At 66.0% G+C, this 18,065-nt stretch carries 16 protein-coding genes; 10 read left to right on the top strand and 6 right to left on the bottom strand.

The annotated features are described in order from the left end of the window. Positions 1 to 163 precede the first annotated feature (163 nt). Complete coding sequence (locus AB7F10_RS16900; RefSeq protein WP_428563351.1) at positions 164 to 1,468, top strand: lytic murein transglycosylase; 1,305 nt, start codon at positions 164 to 166, stop codon at positions 1,466 to 1,468. A gap of 6 nt (positions 1,469 to 1,474) precedes the next feature. Here AB7F10_RS16900 and AB7F10_RS16895 read toward each other — a convergent pair whose 3' ends face one another. Then, entirely contained in the window at positions 1,475 to 2,128 is a 654-nt protein-coding gene (locus AB7F10_RS16895; protein WP_428563353.1) for a TetR/AcrR family transcriptional regulator, read from the bottom strand. 195 nt (positions 2,129 to 2,323) lie between these two features. Here AB7F10_RS16895 and AB7F10_RS16890 point away from each other — a divergent pair, with 195 nt between their 5' ends. Both AB7F10_RS16890 and AB7F10_RS16885 read left to right on the top strand, forming a co-directional pair. Next, positions 2,324 to 3,280 (top strand): homocysteine S-methyltransferase family protein, encoded by a 957-nt coding sequence (locus AB7F10_RS16890; RefSeq protein ID WP_428563355.1) that lies wholly within the window; start codon positions 2,324 to 2,326, stop codon positions 3,278 to 3,280. A 653-nt stretch (positions 3,281 to 3,933) separates the two neighbouring features. Then, the gene (locus AB7F10_RS16885) at positions 3,934 to 5,487 is read left to right on the top strand and encodes a Spy/CpxP family protein refolding chaperone (protein WP_428563357.1); all 1,554 of its coding nucleotides are present in this window, start codon (positions 3,934 to 3,936) and stop codon (positions 5,485 to 5,487) included. A 76-nt stretch (positions 5,488 to 5,563) separates the two neighbouring features. Here the strand turns inward: AB7F10_RS16885 and AB7F10_RS16880 are convergent, their stop codons facing one another. Continuing rightward, positions 5,564 to 7,186, bottom strand: a complete 1,623-nt coding sequence (locus AB7F10_RS16880; RefSeq protein WP_428563359.1) for a phosphoenolpyruvate carboxykinase — start codon at positions 7,184 to 7,186, stop codon at positions 5,564 to 5,566. Between the two features lie 300 nt (positions 7,187 to 7,486). Next, positions 7,487 to 8,281 carry a HugZ family protein gene (locus tag AB7F10_RS16875; protein ID WP_428563361.1) on the bottom strand — a complete coding sequence of 265 codons (795 nt, stop codon included), beginning with the start codon at positions 8,279 to 8,281 and terminating at the stop codon, positions 7,487 to 7,489. A 237-nt stretch (positions 8,282 to 8,518) separates the two neighbouring features. On the opposite strand from AB7F10_RS16875, the gene AB7F10_RS16870 reads away from it, so the two are divergent. The 6 genes from AB7F10_RS16870 (at position 8,519) to AB7F10_RS16845 (ending at position 13,050) form a co-directional block, all read left to right on the top strand. Continuing rightward, a complete protein-coding gene (locus AB7F10_RS16870; RefSeq protein ID WP_428563363.1) occupies positions 8,519 to 9,220 on the top strand; it encodes a response regulator transcription factor in 702 nt (233 codons plus the stop codon). A gap of 209 nt (positions 9,221 to 9,429) precedes the next feature. Next, a complete protein-coding gene (locus tag AB7F10_RS16865) occupies positions 9,430 to 11,214 on the top strand; it encodes a stimulus-sensing domain-containing protein (RefSeq protein ID WP_428563365.1) in 1,785 nt (594 codons plus the stop codon). 126 nt (positions 11,215 to 11,340) lie between these two features. Next, entirely contained in the window at positions 11,341 to 11,610 is a 270-nt protein-coding gene (locus AB7F10_RS16860) for a GIY-YIG nuclease family protein (protein WP_428563367.1), read from the top strand. 52 nt (positions 11,611 to 11,662) lie between these two features. Beyond that, positions 11,663 to 12,109: an HPr kinase/phosphorylase gene (locus AB7F10_RS16855; RefSeq protein WP_428563369.1), complete on the top strand. Its 447-nt coding sequence runs from the start codon at positions 11,663 to 11,665 to the stop codon at positions 12,107 to 12,109. Positions 12,110 to 12,337: 228 nt separating this feature from the next. Continuing rightward, complete coding sequence (locus AB7F10_RS16850; protein WP_428563371.1) at positions 12,338 to 12,739, top strand: PTS sugar transporter subunit IIA; 402 nt, start codon at positions 12,338 to 12,340, stop codon at positions 12,737 to 12,739. After that, complete coding sequence (locus AB7F10_RS16845) at positions 12,736 to 13,050, top strand: HPr family phosphocarrier protein (protein ID WP_428563373.1); 315 nt, start codon at positions 12,736 to 12,738, stop codon at positions 13,048 to 13,050. Before AB7F10_RS16850 ends, AB7F10_RS16845 begins: the two co-directional genes overlap by 4 nt. A gap of 102 nt (positions 13,051 to 13,152) precedes the next feature. Here AB7F10_RS16845 and AB7F10_RS16840 read toward each other — a convergent pair whose 3' ends face one another. The 3 genes from AB7F10_RS16840 to AB7F10_RS16830 are packed head-to-tail and all read right to left on the bottom strand — an operon-like array spanning position 13,153 to position 16,280. Further along, a complete protein-coding gene (locus AB7F10_RS16840; RefSeq protein WP_428587191.1) occupies positions 13,153 to 14,817 on the bottom strand; it encodes a pilus assembly protein TadG-related protein in 1,665 nt (554 codons plus the stop codon). 6 nt (positions 14,818 to 14,823) lie between these two features. Next, entirely contained in the window at positions 14,824 to 15,309 is a 486-nt protein-coding gene (locus tag AB7F10_RS16835; RefSeq protein ID WP_428563377.1) for a TadE/TadG family type IV pilus assembly protein, read from the bottom strand. A gap of 44 nt (positions 15,310 to 15,353) precedes the next feature. Next, complete coding sequence (locus AB7F10_RS16830; RefSeq protein ID WP_428563379.1) at positions 15,354 to 16,280, bottom strand: LysR family transcriptional regulator; 927 nt, start codon at positions 16,278 to 16,280, stop codon at positions 15,354 to 15,356. Positions 16,281 to 16,523: 243 nt separating this feature from the next. On the opposite strand from AB7F10_RS16830, the gene ahcY reads away from it, so the two are divergent. After that, positions 16,524 to 17,948, top strand: coding sequence for an adenosylhomocysteinase (gene ahcY, locus AB7F10_RS16825; protein WP_428563381.1), 1,425 nt, complete (start codon positions 16,524 to 16,526; stop codon positions 17,946 to 17,948). Positions 17,949 to 18,065 lie beyond the last annotated feature (117 nt).

Raw genomic sequence — 18,065 nt, 5'->3', positions numbered from 1 at the left:
ATAGACCATTCGCGGCGCGCGTGCCAGCCGCCGCGATAAAATCGGCGGCGGGGGCCGTTAATCTTACCCGCGATCAAACCACAGGTGCGACCGCATGGCCTTGACCCCCGGCGGGTGGCTGGCAGAGTTTCGCCCGATCGCTGCAGCCCCGATGAGGATGACGATGCACCGCTTCCGGACGACGACACTCGCGATGGCCGCCGTGCTGGCGCTCGCCGCCCCCGCTACCGCCGCGACCTGCCGCAACACCGCGAAATTCGACGACTGGCTCGCCGATTTCAAGAAAGAAGCCGTGGAGAAAGGCATCTCGCCGCAGGTGATCGAGGCCGCCTCGCCGCATCTCAAATTCTCCCAGCGCATCATCCAGCATGACCGCGCGCAGGGCGTGTTCAACCAGTCGTTCCTGACCTTCTCCGACCGCATGGTCGCCGCCCACCGGCTGCAGAACGGCCGCCTGCATCTGAAGAAATATGCCGCGCTGTTCGACAAGGTGGAGCAGGAATTCGGCGTGCCGGCGCCGCCGCTCGCCGCGTTCTGGGGCTTGGAAAGCGACTACGGCAAGAACACCGGCAAGAGCAACGTCTTCACCGCCATCGCGACGCTGGCCTACGACTGCCGCCGCGGCGAATTCTTCCGCGAGCAGCTGTTCGATGCGCTGCGCATCGTCCAGAAAGGCGACCTCACCGTCGAGGACATGCTCGGCGGCGACTGGGCCGGCGAACTCGGCGCCATGCAATTCACCGCGTCCGACTACTACAAGAGTGCGGTCGACTATGACGGCGACGGCCGGCGCAATCTCATCAAGAGCACGCCGGACACCGTCGCCTCGGCCGGCAACTTCCTGAAGTCGCTCGGCTGGAAGCGCGGCGAGCCCTGGCTCACCGAAGTGAAGATCCCGCAAAGCCTGCCGTGGCAGGAGGCCGGCCTCGACGTGCAGCACCCCGTCTCGCAATGGGCGAAATGGGGCGTGCGCGGCGCGCATGCCCGGCTGCCGGACGGCAAGCTGCAAGCTTCGCTGCTGTTGCCGATGGGCCGCTTCGGCCCGGCCTTCCTCGCCTACGAGAACTTCCGCGTGCTGCAGGGCTGGAACTCGTCGATGGTCTATGTGACGACCGTCGCCTATTTCGCCACCCGGCTCGACGGCGCGCCCGCGGTGTCACGCGGCTCGCCGGACATCGAGATGCTCGACATGCAGCAGGTGCGCGAGCTTCAGCGCCTGCTGCTGAAGAACGGCCACGACATCGGCGACGTCGACGGCAAGGTCGGCGAGAAGACCCGCGGCGCGGTGAAAAAAATGCAGATCAAGCTCGGCCTTCCGGCCGACTCGTGGCCGACCTCCGACCTGATCCGCCGCATGGGCGGCAATGCCGCGCCGGCCGCGCCGCGCGCCGAAGCGCAGAACGAGCCGCGGCGGCGTCAGCCGCAACAGCGCCAGCAGTCGCCGTTCCCGCTGTTTCAGCGGCAATAAGGTGCGTCAGTTGGTGCCGAGAAAAATTCCGCGCACGAAATCGCGGTAAAGCAGAATCTGCCGCGGCAGCGCGTCGTTGTCCTTGAAGACGCGGCCGAGAATGATGCCGCCTTCGACCAGCGCGGTCGCCATGTCGGCGAGCGCATCGAAATCGACCGCCTGGCGCGGCGGATATTTCTCCGCGATCAGATCGAAGCGGCCGCGGAACCGCCTTCGCCATGCCAGCATCCCGTCAGCATTGAGCTTGCAAACCTCGGCGTTGAACAGCGTGTCCTGATAGGCGAACGACGCAGCGAGACAGCCGGGATAGTTCATCGGCAGGTCCGCCATCATCTCGGCGAACATCTTGAGGCCCACGAGAAAGCCGTGCAGCGGATCTTCGTTGAGCTCGTCGGCGCGGCTGAACAGATCGTCGAGCAGCGCCTGATCGCGATCGAGGTAGCGCAGCAGCATCGCCTTGGCGAGTTCGGCCTTGTCCCTGAAGTGATAGAAGAACCCGCTCTTGGTGATGCCGACCGCGGCGATCACTTCATCGATCGAGGTCGCGGCGAAGCCTTTGGCGAGCACGGCCGCTTCCGCCACTTCCAGGATGCGCTCGCGGGTGTCCCTGCGCGGCGCGGCTTCTCGCGACGTCGTCTCGTGCATGGGGCACTGTACCATGAGTCAAGTTCGGCCCCGACGGACGGCATGTCGCGCCCTTCCTTTGCGTAACGCATTGAATTGTTCTGCGAATTTTTCGCGCGCCGCTGCACCATCAGTCGGCTAGTCGCCCCCCGCCGCCTGCCCTATCTCCGCGCGCATCGCCGCGGCCCGTCGCGGTCCCCGAAGTCCAGCACCGCATTAAGGACCACACCGATGTCAAAACCAATGTATCGCGCGCGCCTGCCGCAAACCGCGAGCAAGATTTTCCTCACCGACGGCGGCATGGAAACCACGCTCATCTTCCATGAAGGTCTGGAACTGCCGCTGTTCATGGCTTTCCCGCTGCTCGACGACGAACGCGGCCACCGCCACCTCCGCGATTATTATCGTCGCTACTGCAAAATGGCAGCCACCGCCGGCCTCGGCTTCGTGCTCGAAAGTCCGACCTGGCGCGCCAACCGCGACTGGGCCGGGCGGATTAGCTATTCCGGCCTGCGCCTTGCCGGCGTCAACCGTAAGGCGATCGAGCTGATGCTGAACCTGCGGGCCGAATTCGAAACTCCGGCCTCGCCCATGCCGATCTCCGGAAATATCGGCCCGCGCGGCGACGGCTACGTGCCGGGCAAGCTGATGAGCGCGGCGGAAGCCGCGGACTACCACGGCGAGCAGATCGCGACCTTTGCCGACACCGCCGCCGACATGGTCAGCGCCTTCACGCTCAATTATGCCGAGGAAGCCATCGGCATCGCGCGCGCGGCAAGCGCGGCGGAAATGCCGGTCGTCATCTCCTTTACGGTCGAGACCGACGGCCGTCTGCCGACCGGGCAGACGCTGCGCGAAGCGATCGAACAGACCGACATGGAGACCGGCGCGGCCCCCGCCTACTACATGCTCAACTGCGCGCACCCGACGCATTTCGAGGCGCATATCGCCAAGGGCGGCCGGTGGTTGAACCGCCTGCGCGGATTGCGCGCCAATGCTTCCTGCCGGAGCCATGCGGAACTTGACGCGGCGACCGATCTCGACGCCGGCGATCCTGTCGACCTCGGCAAGCGGTATGCGGACCTGCGCCGCAGGCAGCCGCACATCAACATCCTTGGCGGCTGTTGCGGCACCGACCACCGTCACGTCGAGCAGATTTGCTTCGCCTGCACGGCGGTCGCGGCTTAAACGCCATCGCGAGCGCAAACCTCACGGGCGGCCCGGCACAGTCCGGGCCGCCCGTGAGGTTTGCGCGCTGCACCGGAGCGGCTTCGCAACCGCGAAGGCGAGACGGTTTCACATTTCGACCACAGCGCCGACACGCGCCGCTCAAAATCCTCACCAAACTTGAGCGAGAGGGGATCGGCTGTCGCCCGCGCGCGCAGCGTTTGGAGGACGACGTCATGCTCAAGATGTCCGGTGGCTTTTCAGCCAGTCTGGCCGCTCTCTCCGTTCTGGTCGCGGCCGGCCTGCCGCTGACCGCAATCTCGCTCGCCACACCGGCCGGCGCTCAAAACCTGGTGCCGCAGAAGAAGGCTGCGCCCGCCGCGAAGCCTGCGCCGCGCGCTGCACCAAGAGCAGCGCCAAGAGCGGCACCGCGAGCCGCCGCGCCGCGACCTGCGCCGAACCTCGCCGCGCCAAGGGCTGCACCGAGAGCAGCGCCGCGAGCGGCGGCGCCGCGCGCCGCGCCGCGTCCTCACAATATCCAGCGCGCGGCCCCGGCGCGTCCGCGGCCGCAACGGCAAGCCGCGCCGCCGCGGCGGCAACCGCCGGCCGCAATCGTTTCACCAAACCGGCAGGCGCCAGCCGCGGCGAGGCAGATCAATCCCGCGCAGCAGCGCGTGCAGGAGCGCGCGCAGCGCGCCCGGGAAAACCGCGAACTGCGCCGGCTGCCGCCGGCCCAGCGCGCGCAGCGCCGCGAGGACATTCGCAACGCCCGCGAGGAACGGGCCAAAGAGCGCGTCAAGGCAGGCGCGGCGCAACAGCCTGCGCAAACGCCGAACCGCGCGACGCTGACGCCGCAGCAACGCCGCACCGAACGCACCGAGCGTTTGCGCGAGCGCCGTGAGGAACGCGCACAGCGCCGGCGTGAGGATCGCGACCTGCGGGCCGTGCCGGCGGCGCAGCGCGCCCATCGGCGCGACGATATCCGTCAGGCCCGCGAGACGCGCGCGGAGCAGCGGCGGCAGGCGCGGGAGAACCGCCTGCAACAGCGCAACGCCGGTGACAACATCGCGCGCGGCAATGCGCTGACGAACCAGAGCCGGGCCGCGCGCCGCGACGACATCCGCCGCAACGGGCAGGCGCGAATCTCGCGGCAGGCCGCGCGGCAGGGCCGTTTCGCCGCCGCGCTGCAATCCAACATCGCGATGGCGTCGGCCAACCGCGACGCCGGCATCTACCGGGCACGCGCGGAACGCTGGGCCGCCCGCCGCGCGTGGCGGCAAGGTCTGCGCGCCGCCTTCGTGCCGTGGTACGGCCCGGTGTTCTGGCCCTACGCCTACAGCGACATCTTCTACTACTCGTTCTGGCCGGGCGGTTACGACGACGGCTACTGGTACTACGCCTATGACGACTTCATCGACGGACTGTTCTGGGGCGAAGCCGGCCCGCCGGACGACTATGTCTATGCCGACCCGCCCCCGGTGCGCAGCGCGCGCACAGCGCCCCGCGTGACCTATGCGGCGGTGCAGAGCGTCTGCAAGCAGCCGGGCAACGGCATCACCGCCTGGCCGTTCGCCGAGATCGGGCGCATCGGTCTCAACGCCGAGCAGACGACGTTGCTCGGAGATGTGCGCAAGGCTGCCGCCGAGTCGGCCGCGGCCTTCAAGGAGACTTGTCCGACGGAGGCCGCCTTCCCGCTCACGCCGCCCGGCCGTCTCGGCATCATGACGGCGCGGCTCGACGCCACGCTCGAAGCGGTGCGCACGGTGCGGCCGGCGCTCGAGGCGTTCTATGACTCGCTGAACGACGAGCAGAAGGCCCGCTTCAACCGGATCGGCCCGAAGGACGGCAAAAGCAGCGACGAGGTCCGGCAGGCTGCCGCGGCGACCGGCAAGAGCTGCGCGGAGCCGAAACCCGGCCTCGCCAACCTGCCGATCGAGGAGATCGAGGATACGGTGAAGCCGACCGAAGCGCAGGAAGCGCCGTTACGGAAACTCGAGGACTCCACCGTGAAGGCAGTGTCGATTCTGCAGGAGGCCTGCCCGCAGGATGTGCCGCAGACACCGACCGGCCGTCTCGCACTCATGGAGAAGCGCCTGCAGGCGATGCGCGACGCCGCCAACGAAGTGAAGACGCCGCTCGAGGAATTCTACGCCTCGCTGTCGAACGAGCAGAAAGCGCGCTTCAACTCCATCGGGCAGACGCTCGCGAAGGCCGGCGACGACGAATAATTCTCTCGCCCTTACGGCGCACAAACAAAAAGGGCGGCCCGCAAGGCCGCCCTTTTCGATTCCGTCGGCGCAGCGACTATTCCGCCGCCAGCTTCACCTGCGGCGCGGCCGCAGCGATGTCCGGCGTGACGTGCTTTTCGAACTTGGCGAAGTTCTTCTGGAACATGCCGACCAGATCGCGCGCGGTCTTGTCGAATTCCGAGTTGTCGGCCCAGGTCTTGATCGGATCGAGCAGGTTGGCGTCGACATCCGGCACCGCGGTCGGTACCGCAAAACCGAAATAGGGATCGGTGCGGAACTTGGCGTTTTTCAGCGAGCCGTTGAGCGCGGCGGTCAAGAGCGTGCGGGTCGCCTTGATCGGCATGCGGCGGCCGACGCCGTATTTGCCGCCGGTCCAGCCGGAATTGACCAGCCAGCAATCGACATTGTGCTCGGCGATGTATTTGCGCAGCAGGTCGGCATAGACCGACGGGTGCCGCGGCAGGAACGGTGCGCCGAAGCAGGTCGAGAATTCCGGCTGCACGCCGACGAGGCCCTTTTCGGTGCCCGCCACCTTGGCGGTGTAGCCGGACAGGAAGTGATACATCGCCTGCGTCGGAGTGAGCTTGGCGATCGGCGGCATCACGCCGAAGGCGTCCGCCGTCAGCATGATGATGTTCTTCGGGTGACCGGCGCGGCCGGTGCGCGAGGCGTTCGGGATCGACTCCAGCGGATAGGCCGAACGGGTGTTCTCGGTCTTGCCGGCGTCGTCATAGTCCGGGACGCGGGTGACCGGATCGAACGTCACGTTCTCCAGCACCGCGCCGAACTTGTTGGTGGCGTCCCAGATTTCCGGTTCGGCTTCCTGCGACAGCTTGATGGTCTTGGCGTAGCAGCCGCCTTCGAAATTGAAGATGCCGTCCGGACCCCAGCCGGTTTCGTCGTCGCCGATCAGGATACGGTTCGGGTCCTGCGACAGCGTGGTCTTGCCGGTGCCGGACAGGCCGAAGAACAGCGCGCTCTCCTTGCCGTCGGTCGAAACGTTGGCGGAGCAGTGCATCGGCACGACGTTCTGCGCCGGCAGGTAGAAGTTGAGCGTTGTGAAGACCGACTTCTTCATCTCGCCCGCATAGGACGAGCCGCAGATCAGTACGATCTTGCGGGTGAAATCGATCGCCACCATCGTGTCGGAGCCTTCGCGGCCGCCGTGACGCTTGGCGTCGGGGACGAAGGACGGGCAATCGATGATGGTGAGGTCGGGAACGAAGCCGGCGATGTCGTCCTGCGGCGGGCGGATCAGCAGCGTACGGATGAACAGCGAGTGCCAGGCATATTCGGTGAAGACGCGGGTCTTGATGCGGTATTTCGGATCGGCGCCGCCGTAGAGGTCCTGCGCGAAGAGTTTCTTGCCTTTGCAGTGCGCGAGGAAGTCGGCGTAGAGCACATCGAAGTGCTCTTTCGAGAGCTTGCGGTTGCCGTCCCACCAGAGCGTGTTCTCGGTCAGCGCATCGACGACGGTGTGCTTGTCCTTCGGCGAGCGGCCGGTGTGGTGGCCGGTCTCCGCGCAGAGCGCGCCGCCAACGACGATGTTGGCTTCGCCCGCGGCGATCGCATGTTCGTAAAGGCTTGGCGCGGTCAGGTTCCAGTGGACTTCGGCAAGGTCTTTCAAGCCGAATTTGTCAGCGCCATAGGCGCTGTTCCGCACACCCGTCTCTTTCACGAAATCCTCCCAAACAGGCGGAGCCGCGATCCGCCACTCACTTTTGATCCCTGATGCCCCCCGGCTTTGGCGCGGCTTGGACCGAGTACGCCAAAGTATAACCCGCTGCCGAAAAGCGCGCGACCATAGTCACACGGCCGTCACCTTGCCAACCCCACGGCCACTCATGCGCGCCTTTCATTTTCGCAATGCGTAAAGATGCGCGCCCGCATCCACAACGATGCGCAAGCGCCGTATCCGGGCCGAGGCCTAATGCGGCGCGCGCTAATTAAAAATACAGTTAGTTACATGCGCACGACGCTACGCCGCGCGCGCCTGCTGCGCGAGCTGCACCAGAACCTGGCGCAGTTCGCCGCCGGTGGTGACGCGCTGCGGGAACGGCAGCCGCAGTCCGACGTTGCCGAGTTGAAGGTCGAGGCCGTCGGGATCGCAGCCGACGCAGCGCCAGTCGCCGTCCGGCGCGCCGAGCAGTTTCGTCGCATAGAGCCGCACCGCCTCGGCGTGGTCGCTGTTCATGTGTGCGATGGCGCCCTCTTCCGCCTCGATCAGCGCTTCGGCGCCGCTCACATCGGTGAGAATGTCCAACGCCGCGAGATCGGCGGCGCGCGCGAAGCCGCCATTGAGATGCGCCGACACCACGGCCATGCGCCAGAACCGGAAGTCGGGAAAGTCCGCGTAGAGCTGCGACTTCGGGTGACGCGCGAGAAAGCGCCGCCGCAGCCGCGCGGCATCGACGCCGTCCGGCGCGACCGTTTCAAAATCGCCGAGCACGGTGAGACGCGGATGCGCCAGCGCATCGCCCTTGCCGGTCTCCGCCAGCAGCAGCGAAGCGCGGCCGTCGGTTTCGAGATTGGCGGTGTGCGTCGCGAGCTTGGAGATCAGAATGAGCGGCGCGCCGTCGACGTCGGTTGCGACATTGACCAGCGAGGCGAACGGATAGCCGCCGTTGCGGTCGATGGTGCCGAGCGTGCCGGAACGGATCGCCCGCAGCAGCGAACGCGCGGCCTCGCGCGGCTTGAAGTCGGCCGGCGGCGCCGCGTTCTCCGGCACGCGGCCCGGCATCGAACCCGGCAGCGGCGCTGTCGTGTCGGTCATGGCCGTCCTTTGATCCCGCGATGGCCGGGCATCGGTGAAATCTTGATCATGGGCCGTTTCGCGTTTCGTTCAGGGTGTGCGCGAACGATTCCGGCGGAACCGGACCCCAACCGGGGGGTTTATGGCGTATGCCTTGTAAACGTGGCAGAATCACATAGTTGAACCAGTATTGACACATTTAAGCCCGCGTTCTTGGGCTCAAAGGACGCCGTATTTCACGACTGAAGGCGCACCCATATGCCAACAATCGCTCTGGTTGATGACGACCGCAATATTTTGACGTCCGTTTCGATTGCGCTCGAGGCGGAAGGCTATCGCATTATGACCTACACGGACGGCGCTTCGGCTCTGGACGGTTTCAAGACCTCGCCGCCCGACCTCGCCATTCTCGACATCAAGATGCCGCGCATGGACGGCATGGAAACCCTGCGCCGGCTGCGGCAGAAGTCCGACATGCCGGTGATCTTCCTCACCTCCAAGGACGAGGAGATCGACGAACTGTTCGGCCTCAAGATGGGCGCCGACGACTTCATCCGGAAGCCGTTCTCGCAGCGGCTGCTGGTCGAGCGCGTCAAGGCGGTGCTCCGCCGCGTCTCGCCGAAGGACGGCGCCGCGCCCAAGGAGATTGACACCGCCAAGGCGCTGGAGCGCGGCGCGCTCCGCATGGACCCGGAGCGTCACACCTGCACCTGGAACAACCAGCCGGTGACGCTGACCGTCACCGAGTTCCTGATCCTGCAGGCGCTCGCCACCCGCCCCGGCGTCGTGAAAAGCCGCAACGCGCTGATGGATGCGGCCTATGACGACCAGGTTTACGTCGATGACCGCACCATCGACAGCCACATCAAGCGGCTGCGCAAGAAATTCAAGGTGGTCGACGACGACTTCGAGATGATCGAGACCCTTTACGGCGTCGGTTACCGCTTCAAGGAAGCCTGATCGGCGCGGGCCATTCGGCCCGACGCCGACCTGACGTTGCCTCGCCGTTGCGTTACACTGCGGCATGAAGGCGAAGCGCGCGTTCCGGCCGGTGCGGCCGGACCGTGCTCGATTGGAAAGCGAACGCGGGATGGCCGCCGGTCCGGCGCTGCAGTCCCGCATGAGGCCAGTTGGGGGCCGGCAACCTTGACCTTGCAGGCTTGAACCACGTGCTGGAGCGAACCTCCGGACTGACGGACGAACCGGCCGAGACGGAACAGCCGGTGGAGGCCGAACCGCGCCGCAGCGGACGGCTTCGTTCGGCGATGAAGTCGGCCTGGCGCTTCCTCATCGCGCAAAGCTTCTCCAGCCTGACGCGCCGCATCGTCATCCTCAATCTCGCCGGCCTGATCGCGCTGCTTACCGGCGTGCTTTACCTGTCGCAGTTCCGCGCCGGCCTGATCGATGCGCGCGCGCAGAGCCTGCTCGTGCAGGGCGAGATCATCGCCGGCGCGATCGCGGCCTCCGCGACGGTCGAGACCAACGCCATCACCATCGACCCCGAGCGGCTGCTCGAACTGCAGGCCGGCGAAAGCTACGGCCCCACCGACGATGCGTTGTCCGGCATCGAATTCCCGATCAACCCCGAGCGTGTCGCCCCGGTGCTGCGCCGCCTCGTCTCGCCGACCCGCACCCGCGCGCGCATCTACGACCGCGAGGGCGTGCTGATCCTCGACAGCCGCAACCTTTACGGCCGCGGCGACATCCTGCGGTTCGACCTGCCGGCGCCGGGCGCCGGCGATCCGGGACTGGTCGAGCGGCTGACCATCGCGATCCGCCGCTGGTTCAGCCGCGGCGACCTGCCGCTTTACAAGGAACTCGGGCCCGACAACGGCAAAGGCTATGCGGAGGTCGAACAGGCGCTCGCCGGCCTCAAAGCCAGCATGGTGCGCATCAACGAGCGCGGCGAAGTCATCGTGTCGGTCGCGGTGCCGGTGCAGCGTTTCCGCGCGGTGCGCGGCGTGCTGATGCTGTCGACCCAAGGCGCCGACATCGACCAGATGGTCGAGGCCGAGCGGCTCGCCATCCTCAAGGTGTTTCTGGTCGCCGCCGCCGTCATGGTGGTGTTGTCGATCCTGCTCGCCGGCACCATCGCCGGCCCGGTGCGCCGGCTTGCCGACGGCGCCGAACGGGTACGCCGGCGCATCCGCACCCGCGTGCAAATCCCCGACTTCACCCGCCGCAACGACGAGATCGGCGAACTGTCGGGCGCGCTGCGCGACATGACCGACGCGCTGTACTCGCGCATCGAGGCGATCGAGAGTTTCGCCGCCGACGTCGCACATGAGTTGAAGAATCCGCTGACCTCGCTGCGCTCCGCGGTCGAGACGCTGCCGCTCGCGAAAAACGAGGACAGCCGTAACCGGCTGCTCGGCGTCATCATGCACGACGTGCAGCGGCTCAACCGGCTGATCAGCGACATCTCCGATGCGAGCCGTCTCGACGCCGAGTTGCAGCGGCAGGAGGCCGAGCCGGTCGACGTGCGCAAGCTGCTGGAGGCTCTCGTCACCGCCGCCGACGTGCAGCCGGGCGATGTGTCCGTCACGCTCGCGTTCCAGAGCGGCGGCGCGAACGACTTCCGCGTGCCGGGCCACGACTCGCGGCTCGCGCAGGTGTTCACCAATCTGATCGAGAACGCGCGCTCGTTCTCGCCCGAGGGCGGCACGGTGCGCGTCACCGGCCGGCGGCTGAAGAACCACATCGACGTGATCGTCGACGACGACGGCCCCGGCATCCGCCCCGACGCGCTCGACAAGATCTTCGAGCGTTTCTACACCGACCGTCCGCACCAGGGCTTCGGGCAGAACTCCGGCCTCGGCCTGTCGATCTCCAGGCAGATCATCGAGGCGCATGGCGGGCGCATCCATGCCACCAACCGGGTGATGCCGGCCGCCGATGACGACACGCCGCGCGTGCTCGGCGCGCGTTTCATCGTGCAACTGCCGGCGATGTAATCGGTCGTTTCCGGTTTCCGCTCACCCCCGCGAAAGCGGGGGTCCATGCTGACATGCAGAAGCGTCCGGCGTATCGTTTGCTGGGTCGGATTGGAGCGGGTTCCTGGCATGGCGTTTTGTGTTTACATGCTGACGAACAAGCGCAGCGGTACGCTTTACATCGGCATGACCGACAATCTCGTAAAGCGAATTTGGCAGCACCGCGAAGGCGTCGTCGAAGGTTTCACCAATCGCTACGGCCTAAAGTTGCTCGTCTGGTTCGAAACGCATGAATCGCGCGAGTCAGCCTTTGCACGCGAACGTCAGATGAAGAAATGGAATCGGGCGTGGAAATTGCAACTGATCGACAAACAGAACCCCGAATGGCGAGATTTGTGGAACGATATCGCCGCCTGAGTTTCTCAATCTGGATTCCCGCTTTCGCGGGAATGAGCGGTTGGGGAGCGGCTTGAGTTCGACCGTCCATGCCAGCGCGGTGCTGACCGGCGCGACGGCGCTGTTGATCCGCGGTCCCTCCGGCTCCGGCAAGTCGCGGCTCGCGCTGGCGCTGATCGAGGCGGCCCGCTGCGGCACTTTGCCCTTCGCGCGCCTCGTCGCCGACGACCGCACCGCGCTCGAGACCGCTGCCGGCCGGCTGCTGGCGCGACCGGCCCCTGCGCTCGCCGGTCTGATCGAGGTCCGCGGCCTTGGGTTACGCCGCCTGCCCTGCGAGCCGGTCGCAACGATCGGCCTCGTCGTCGATCTGGCGAGCCCGGACGCCACGCGGCTGCCCGAACCCGCCGCCACCATGACCGAAATTTTAGGGGTGACGCTCCCTCGCATTCCGGTCGCCCCCGGCATAGATGCGCTGCCGGTTGTGATCGCCGCCCTCCACACGGACGCCGGACCGGATTGACCCGGACGGGCGAACTGCGCTAACCCGCGCCTCCCGAGTGGAGAATGGTAACCATAAAGGGCCTAGGATCGGCCCGCGTGGCGGAGCCGGCAGGGCCTTCCCGACCCCTCTTTTTGCATTGCACAATAAACCCTATATAGGGGGGAGCGGTCCTTGCGTCCGAAGTTTGGATGGTCCAGATGAGCGGCTCTTCTTGCGGCGCAACAGGACGCGCACGGTGAGTTACCGATGATCGGTCTCGTTCTTGTGACCCACGGCCATCTGGCGACGGAATTCCGTTCCGCCCTTGAGCATGTGGTCGGCCCGCAGCGTCAGATCGAAGCCATCACCATTGGCCCCGAAGACGATGTCGAGCAGTCGCGCCGGCACATCGTCGATGCGGTCAAGCGCGTCGACAGCGGCCAGGGCGTCGCCATCCTCACCGACATGTTCGGCGGCACCCCGTCCAACCTCGCGATTTCGGTGATGAGCCAGCCCAAGGTCGAGGTGCTGGCCGGCATCAACCTGCCGATGCTCATCAAGCTCGCCAAGGTCCGCGAGACCTGTCCGCTGGAGCAGGCGGTCGCCGCCGCGCAGGAGGCGGGCCGCAAATACTGCACGATCGCCAGCCGGGTTCTGAACGGGAAATGACCGGCGAAGACGAAGTCCCCGGCAGCACGGACCCCGACGGTCCGCTCGTCCGCGAGATCGAAATCGTCAACAAGAAGGGATTGCACGCCCGGGCTTCCGCCAAATTCGTGCAGATGGCCGAACAGTTCACCTCAGCGATCACCGTCGGACGCGGCAGCGAAACCGTCGGCGCGACCTCGATCATGGGACTGATGATGCTGGCCGCCGGCCCCGGCACCAGGGTGACCATCACCGCGGACGGCCCCGACGCCGTCGAGGCGATGGACGCGCTGTGCGGCCTGATCGCCAACCGCTTCGGCGAAGAAGATTAAGCTCTTTCTTCCGCTCGTCCCCGCGAAAGCGGGGACCCATTGCAACAACTCATCGAGATTGGTTCTGGATTCCCGCTTACGCGGGAATGAGCGGAATTTGAGTTAGATCACCAAAACCGCGCCGTCGCAGCGGATGCCGGACATCCAGACGTCCGCCTGCCCCAACCCGACGCCGAGCGTCTGCAGCACCGACGACAGCACCTGATCGACCGGCGACACCGCGTTGCCGATCAGCGACGACACGCCCGAGGAAATCAGCGGCGCGCCGAGCCCGAGGCCGAGCACGCTGACATTGAGCTGAAGGTCGCCGACGAGACGCGACAGCAGCGTGGCGGTGAAATTCGACGTGCCGACCGTCTTTTTGGTTTCATTCAGAATGTCGTTGTAACTGAAGTTCACCGGCGTCGGCGTCAGGTTGCCGACATTGGCATGCGCCCGCGCCGTCACCTTAATGCCGGCGACATTGACGAGTGTCGCTGCGCCCGGACTGGGCGCCACGCTGAAATTCGTGAAGTCCGCCGCGGACACATCGCCGATCCAGGCATCGACCACGCCGGGCGTCACCGCGACCCGCGCGGTCGAGGTCGCCACGTCCGGGAAACCGCAGGCGAGATCGGAAATCTGCGCGGTGGCCGGTGCGATCTCGATATAGATCGGCAGCTTCACCACGGAGTAAGGCGCGGCGCCCAGCAGATTGACGGTGAGCAGCAGCCGCGTCTGCGCGGTATGCACCGTCGTGCCCGGCCCGCCGAACGTCGCCCAGCTCGTGCCCTTCGGCCGCTCGCCGATCGACAGCTTCACGTCGGCGGACACGATGCCCGGCACATTGGTGTCGATCGTGAAAGCCGCCTGGTTCTCGCCGTTGGCCAGCGCGCCGGTCACCGCCAGCATGTCGTAGGCCGACAGCGCGGCCGACACCTTCGGTTTATCGCCGACCGCGAGGCTGCCGTAAGGACCGGGATCGATCATGGGCAGCGTCTTGATCTTGGTCGTCAGCCCCTGCGCCGCGCGCGCGACGTCTTCCATCGCCGTGACTCCCGCATCGGTCGTGCCGTATTTCGCTTTTGCCGTATCGAGCATCGCCTGCACGACGTCGCTCGTCTTCACCTTGCTGTCGAGCAGCGTGTCGTAGGTGACGCCGGTGAACTGCGCCCGCGTCGCCAGGGCTTTCAGAAAATCGAACGCGTCGAGCTTCATCGCGATCAGCGCGTTGTAGTCCATCGCCGACAGCGACAGCGAGGTGCCGAGCAGGCCGCCGAGCAACTTGTTGATGAGGCCGCCGTCGACCTTCAACAGCCGCGAGCCGACGGAGATCGTGGCGAGCGATGACAGCGCGGCGGTCGCGGTGGTGTGAATGGCGAAGGCGTCGCGGCCGGTGACGGCGCGCGCGAAAAACAACGGCGTGGTGGTGTCGAGCGTTACCCGCGCCGCGTTGGCGGACGCCTTTGCCGAGACGACGAAACGCTTGTCCGGCGCCAGCGCCGGGTTCGGCGTATAGACCCCGTATTCCAGCGTGTAGGCAGCATCGCGCAGCCGGTTGCGCGCGATGGTGTCGCCTGCCGCTGCGTCTGCATTGGCAATGTTGCTGGCCGCGGCGAGCGCGGCGAGGTCCGCCACGCTCTGCGCCTTGCGACGGTCGAGATAGACCGCGCCGACATCAACGCCGAGCGCGGTGAATCCGACCAATGCGGTCATCAGCAGCGCCGACAGGATGGCGATGGCGCCCCGCCGGTCGCGCGCGAATGCTCCGAGAAGTCGGCGCACCATGCCCTCCTAGAACCCGCCGCGCTGGATCGAGGCGGTGCGGACGATGACGGGGTTCGGCATCGGGATCAGGTTCGGCAGGTTGAAGATGAACATGCCGGAGGCGTCGTAGCTGATCGTCACCGAGAACACGCCGGTCGAAGCGTCAGTCGCCGCGGCCTGCAGCGTCAGCTCGTTGGCCTGCAGAAACGGATAGGAGGCGACGCTGAGGTTGATCGTGGTTCTGGCCAGCGACAGCCGCTCCGCATCGCTCAGACCGGCGACGGACGCGCGCGCCGCCTCTGCCGTGATCTGCTGGATGTTGTGGACGAGAGCGAGATAGCTGCCATAGGCGAAAACACCGAGAAGCAGCATCAGGTAGATCGGCAGGACGATCGCGAACTCGACGGCGGACGATCCGCGCCGGTCTGCGATGAAGAAGAGCTTTCGTTTGGCCTTGCACTCCATGCGCGCAAGGATTTCACGCGCGCATTGACGGCCGTTGAAAGATTCCATCGACGGAATTGAGCGCCGGCAAAATCTGATGCCGGTGCCGGTTTTTATCGCCGATCAAAAACGGCGGCGCTCGCGCGCGCGGCCGGACGCGCGCCGTTGCGCGGCCTGGCATCCTCCGCCGGCGCAAGCTTGCCCAGCGCGGCGATCAAGTCTCTCAACGACGCGGCATCGAAGCCGGAACGAACGGCAATGCCGGCGCGCACCGGCGCAATCGGCGGCAGATAATATTCGCGCGCCACGATCAACGGCTCGTTCAGCCGCCGCAACGGCTGGCCGATCAGGCCGATGCCCGCCGATGCCGCCGCGACCCGCGCGTGGCGGTCGGGGCTGGCAAAGGCGACGCGATAGGACAGCCCGGCGCGCTCGAGCGCGCCGATCGCCAGCATGTCGGACAGGCTGCCCGGCCAGGTCACGAGCGGGATCGGCGTGCCGGGGCTCAGCACGAAATCGCGGCTGCGCGCCCACACGAAGTCTTCGCTCCATGACCCGACAAGATCGAGGTCATGCCGGCCGTCGTCGAGCAGACAAGCGATATCGCTGAAACCTTCGGAAAGCCGCCGCGCCAGTTCCGCCGAGGTGTCGCAGGCGACGTGCAGCGGAACGGGCGCGCCGGTCTGCTTCCAGATGTCGAGAAACGGTTCGGCATAGACCGTCGACAGGCCGAGGCGCACCGGTTGCCCGGCCTGCGCCGCACCGCCGAGCGACAGGATCTGATCGTTGGCGTCGAGCAGCTTGCGCGCGTGGTTCAGCACCAGCCGTCCGAGCGGCGTGAAGTCGAGGCCGCCGCCGTTGAGCCGGCTGAACACCGGTCCGCCGACCAGTCCTTGCAGGCGCTTGACCTGCGCGCTGATCGCCGGCTGCGTGAGGCCGAGCCGGTCCGCCGCCCTGGTAAAGCTGCCGGTCTCGGCGATCACCGCAACCGTGCGGACGATCTCGGTCGGGATGTTGGTGTGCTGGTGTCGCCTGTGCACCGCTTCGGAATCCTGCAATCCGGCACCATGATGGTTACGGTGATTTTCTACTATAGGTAGCAATAATTTTTTATTAAACATAAAGTAGCGTCAATAGATCGAAAAATGCCGGAATACCCGGCATTCCGATAACCGGCGCTATATAAAGATATCCTTATGCATGCATTGCGAGGGCGGCGTCAGCCTGTTATAGCCACCCGCGAAACCCCCTCACCCACTCCCAAGTAGCCGGACAGGATCGTCATGAACGCGCCGACCAAGGCCAAAGCCGCCAGCGAATACATCGTCAAGGACATCAACCTCGCCGATTTCGGCCGCAAGGAAATCTCGCTGGCCGAGACCGAAATGCCGGGCCTGATGGCGACGCGCGAGGAATACGGTTCGAAGCAGCCGCTCAAGGGCGCCCGCATCGCCGGCTCGCTGCACATGACGATCCAGACCGCGGTGCTGATCGAGACGCTGACCGCGCTCGGCGCCGACGTGCGCTGGGTCTCCTGCAACATCTATTCGACGCAGGACCACGCCGCCGCGGCGGTGGCCGCGGCCGGCGTTCCGGTCTTCGCGGTCAAGGGCGAGACGCTGACGGAATACTGGGACTACACCGCCAAGCTGTTCGACTGGCACGGCGGCGGCTACCCCAACATGATCCTCGATGACGGCGGCGACGCCACGATGTTTGTCCATCTCGGCGTCCGCGCCGAAAAGGGCGACACCGCGTTCCTCGACAAGCCCGGCGTCGAGGAAGAGGAAATCCTGTTCGCGCTCATCAAGAAGTGCCTGAAGGAAAAGCCGAAGGGCTGGTTCGGCGAGATCGCCAAGTCGATCAAGGGCGTCTCGGAAGAAACCACCACCGGCGTGCACCGCCTCTATGAAATGCAGAAGGCCGGCTCGCTGCTGTGGCCGGCGTTCAACGTCAACGACTCGGTCACCAAGTCGAAGTTCGACAACCTCTACGGCTGCCGCGAGTCGCTGGTGGACGGCATCCGCCGCGGCACCGACGTGATGATGTCGGGCAAGATCGCGATGGTCGCCGGCTTCGGCGACGTCGGCAAGGGCTCGGCCGCCTCGCTGCGCCAGGCCGGCTGCCGCGTCATGGTCTCCGAGATCGATCCGATCTGCGCGCTGCAGGCGGCGATGGAAGGCTACGAGGTCGTGACGATGGAAGACGCCGCGCCCCGCGCCGACATCTTCGTCACCGCCACCGGCAACAAGGACGTCATCACCGTCGACCACATGCGCGCGATGAAGGATCGCGCCATCGTCTGCAACATCGGTCACTTCGACAACGAGATTCAGGTCGGCGGCCTGAAGAACCTGAAGTGGAACAACATCAAGCCGCAGGTCGACGAGATCGCCTTCCCGGACGGTCACCGCATCATCCTCTTGTCGGAAGGCCGCCTCGTGAACCTCGGCAACGCGATGGGCCACCCGAGCTTCGTCATGTCGTCGTCCTTCACCAACCAGACGCTGGCGCAGATTGAGCTGTGGACCAACCAGGGCAAGTACGAGAAGAAGGTCTATACCCTGCCGAAGAAGCTCGACGAGAAGGTCGCCCGCCTCCACCTCGACAAGATCGGCGTCAGGCTCACCAAGATGAGCAAGGAGCAGGCCGACTATATCGGCGTCGCCGCCGAAGGCCCGTTCAAGAGCGACCACTACCGTTACTGAGCGGTCGCGCAGTCTCCGATAATTCCAGCCGCCGCGGGCTCACCCCGCGGCGGCTTTGCTTTGTCCGATTGAATTCGCCCTGGAACTCGCGTTATCTGCCGGCATCCGCGGCGGGGC

It is taken from the genome of Pseudolabrys sp. (genome assembly GCF_050250095.1).
GTDB lineage: Bacteria > Pseudomonadota > Alphaproteobacteria > Rhizobiales > Xanthobacteraceae > Pseudolabrys.
The sequence above is the reverse complement of the archived record's forward strand: the minus strand, read 5'-3'. Positions and strand labels throughout refer to the sequence as shown.